This window comes from Streptomyces albidus (ex Kaewkla and Franco 2022) (genome assembly GCF_013870515.1).
Lineage (GTDB): Bacteria > Actinomycetota > Actinomycetes > Streptomycetales > Streptomycetaceae > Streptomyces > Streptomyces albidus.
Window position 1 is genome coordinate 1 of the sequence record NZ_JACBXA010000374.1, and the last position, 4,014, is coordinate 4,014.

Consider the following 4,014-nt stretch of genomic DNA (forward strand, 5'->3'; position numbering starts at 1 on the left):
GACGGGCGCGGGCGGACCGTGGGCGTGGGAGTGCCCGTGCGTGTGGCCGCCTGCGGGCGGTTCCTGGCGGCCTTCCCGCTCGTGCCCCCGCCCCGGGACCTGCTCAGGGCTCGCCGGGCCCGGTACTTGCCTGTCCGTGCGGAACGGAGGTGTCGAAGTCACCCCCCAATAATGGCAACCCCTTCCGGGGAGGTGGTCTGTTCAGCACAGCCGGTGTGCCGTTAGCGTGGTCACGCCTTTGCACATCGCGGGAGCTCCGAGCACGGGGCTGAGAGGGCGCTGACCTCCGAACGCCGGCATCAACGGCCAACGGAGAGGGCTGCGTCGACCGCCGAACCTGTTACCGGGTAATGCCGGCGTAGGGAGTTGGTCTCATGACCATGCAGGATGCACGCACGCCCTCTTCCGCCTCCGAGGCTCGTGAACTCGGCTGGCACAAGGGCTATCTGAGCGGATCGCGCCCGGACCTGCGGGTCCCGGTCCGCCGGGTGCACCTCACCAACGGCAAGGACGTGACGCTGTACGACACGTCCGGGCCGTACACCGATCCCGCAATCGACACCGACGTGCGCCGCGGGCTGGCCCCGCTGCGCCAGAACTGGATCACCGAACGCGACGACACCGAGGAGTACGCGGGGCGCGAGCTGCGGCCCGAGGACGACGGGCTCAAGCACACGACACCACGCGGCGGTCTGAAGAACCTCGACGCCGTCTTCCCCGGACGCCCACGCCGGCCCCGGCGCGGGCGCGAGGGCGGCGCCGTCTCCCAACTCGCCTACGCCAAGCGCGGCGTGGTGACACCGGAGATGGAGTACGTGGCGGTGCGTGAGAGCTGCGCGCCCGAGTTCGTACGCGACGAGATCGCAGCCGGCCGTGCCGTGCTGCCGGCCAACGTCAACCACCCCGAAACCGAGCCGATGATCATCGGCAAGAACTTCCTGGTGAAGGTCAACGCCAACATCGGCAACTCCGCCGTCACCTCGTCCATCGAGGAGGAGGTGGAGAAGATGACCTGGGCGACCCGCTGGGGCGCCGACACCGTCATGGACCTCTCCACCGGGCGCAACATCCACACGACGCGCGAGTGGGTGCTGCGCAACTCCCCCGTACCCATCGGCACGGTGCCGCTGTACCAGGCGCTGGAGAAGGTGGACGGCAAGGCGGAGGAGCTGAGTTGGGAGGTGTACAAGGACACCGTCGTCGAGCAGTGCGAGCAGGGCGTCGACTACATGACGGTGCACGCCGGCGTGCTGCTGCGCTACGTGCCGCTGACCGCGCGCCGTAAGACCGGCATAGTCTCGCGGGGCGGTTCGATCATGGCGGCCTGGTGTCTCGCGCACCACCGGGAGAGCTTCCTGTACACCCACTTCGCCGAGCTGTGCGACATCCTGCGCAGCTACGACGTCACCTTCTCCCTCGGCGACGGGCTGCGGCCCGGCTCCGTCGCCGACGCCAACGACGAGGCGCAGATGGCCGAGTTGGACACGCTCGGCGAGCTCAACCGCATCGCCAAGGAACACGACGTGCAGACCATGATCGAGGGCCCGGGTCACGTCCCGATGCACAAGATCAAGGAGAACGTCGACCGTCAGCAGCGGGTGTGCGAGGAGGCGCCCTTCTACACGCTCGGCCCGCTCACCACCGACATCGCACCCGGCTACGACCACATCACCAGTGGCATCGGCGCGGCGATGATCGGGTGGTGGGGCACGGCGATGCTCTGCTACGTCACACCGAAGGAACACCTGGGTCTGCCCGACCGCGACGACGTCAAGACGGGTGTGATCACGTACAAGATCGCAGCCCACGCCGCGGATCTGGCCAAGGGGCATCCCGGTGCGCAGGGTTGGGACGACGCCCTCTCGGACGCCCGCTTCGAGTTCCGCTGGGAGGACCAGTTCAACCTGGCCCTCGATCCGGACACGGCACGCGCCTTCCATGACGCGACGCTGCCTGCGGAGCCCGCCAAGACGGCTCATTTCTGCTCCATGTGCGGGCCGAAGTTCTGCTCGATGAAGATCAGCCGGAGCATCAACGAGCAGTTCGGGTCGGACGAGGACGGGACCCTCGGCGAGGAGGAGATCCGGGCGGGCATGCTCGCCAAGTCCCGGGAGTTCGCGGAGGCGGGCAACAAGGTCTACCTGCCGATGGCCGACTGACCGGAAGAAGGCTGCAGAAGGCGGGAGAACGCGAGAACCAAGGCCGAGAAGGAGGGAGTCGAAGAGCACGCGCTCCCCGGTCTGCCGACGTCGGCAGACCGGGGAGCGCTGTTTTCCAGCCCCGTAAAGAGGCGCAATTTCACAGCTTCAGACCATTGGCGGCCGTGCCGCGGGCCGACCGTCGCCGGCGTACGGGGAACCCCGCCCCGCTCCGCCCGGTGAACCCGCACAACCGTGCCGGAACCCCTGTGAGCGCGCTGGCGAGCGGTGATGCCGAACATGCGTGCCCCGGCGTCCCGTCGAACACCTGCGGACGAAATCCGCGATTCGGCCCCGGGCATATTCATACCTGTCGGTAACCAACCATAGGCACACTGTGTCGGACGGCGTGGCTGATTTTTGACATTGACCGGAATACACGTGTTGCGCATGAGGCCGGTGCAACCATGTCCGGCCCAACGGCGTATACGGCATACGGGGGTTGCGGGATGGGTCGCTGGGAGCGGTGGTTGACGCTGGCCGTGGTCTCACTGCTGGCGTTCGGCCTCACCGTGTGGCTGAGCGATGCGGTGCTGCCGTGGGGGCAGGAAGCGCGTGTCGGCACCGGCACAGGCGCTGGCGCCGTGGTGACGGCGCTCGTGCTGACGTGGGGCAACTCATGGGCCGGTACGCCGAATCCCCCACGGCCACCGCTGCCCGTGACGGGCGAGGAGTGGGTGGTCGAGCGGCCCGCGGAGGCCGACGAGGTGATCCGTGCGCTGCTGCGCCGCAACTCCGCGTCGTCCGGCACCACGACGGGCCTGCTCGGCCCGGGCGGGTTCGGGAAGACGACGCTGGCCGCGACCGTCTGCGCCAGCCCCCGCGTGCGGAAGCACTTCCGGGGTGGCGTCTACCAGTTCGCCATGGGCCGGGACATCCGCAGCCGCGCTGCGATCGCCGCGAAGGTCAACGAGGTCGTACGGCTGGTGACCGGCGACACCGCCACGTTCGAGGATCCGCTGCTGGCGGGACAGCACCTGGGGCGCCTGCTCGACCGGCAGCCCGCGACCCTGCTCGTGATCGACGACGTGTGGCAGGCCGAGCAGTTGCAGCCGTTCCTCTACGGCGGGAGGCACTGCGCCCGGCTGGCGACCACGCGCATACGCTCCTCACTGCCCGGTGACGCGGTACGCGTACGGATCGACGGAATGACCTCCGCACAGGCGAGGCAGGTCCTCACCTGGCAACTCCCCCCGATGTCGCCCGCCTCCACGGAGCAACTGCTGGACGCCACCGGCAAGTGGCCTCTCCTGCTCCGGCTCACCAACCGAATACTGGCTGCCGACCTCGACGTCGGACGCCCCCTGGACACCGCCGCCTCGGAGGTACTCGGCCGGCTGCACGACGCCGGTCCGGCCGCCATCGACCCGCCTGCTCCCGCCCGGGGGCTCCACCCGCCCGACGACGCCGGCGGGCCGCGTCCCAAGGCGGTCCGCGCGACTCTCGAGGCCAGCGTGCGCCTGCTCCCCGGCAACGGGTCCGCGCGCTTCAGGGAACTGGGAGTCTTCGCCGAGGACGAGGCGCTTCCGATCGATCTGGTCACCCGCCTCTGGCAGGTGACGGCAGGTCTGGATCCGCTGGACGGACGCCAGTTGTGCCGCGACCTGGCCGATCTCTCCCTCGTCACGCTCCACCCCTCCACGGGCGCGCTCTCGCTCCACGACGTCGTACGCGAGTATCTGCGGGGCGAGCTCGGCGCGGAGCGCCTCGTCCGTCTCAACGCCGCACTGCTCGACGCGGCCGCCGCCGCCCTTCCCGACGCCGAGCCGCTCACCTCCGGCGAGCCCGGGCCCGTGACCGCCTGGTGGCTGGCCGA

Annotated in this window: 2 protein-coding genes and 1 riboswitch; both genes read left to right on the forward strand. The window is 69.5% G+C overall.

Going from position 1 to position 4,014, the window contains the following annotated elements:
* Nucleotides 1-237: 237 nt before the first annotated feature.
* Nucleotides 238-382: riboswitch (TPP riboswitch) on the forward strand.
* Entirely contained in the window at nucleotides 375-2,159 is a 1,785-nt protein-coding gene (gene thiC / locus H5J26_RS29090; protein WP_181768957.1) for a phosphomethylpyrimidine synthase ThiC, read from the forward strand. Its footprint overlaps the riboswitch before it by 8 nt.
* A 509-nt stretch (nucleotides 2,160-2,668) precedes the next feature.
* A partial coding sequence (locus H5J26_RS29095; protein ID WP_235981228.1) for an NB-ARC domain-containing protein occupies nucleotides 2,669-4,014 on the forward strand: 1,346 nt, incomplete at its 3' end.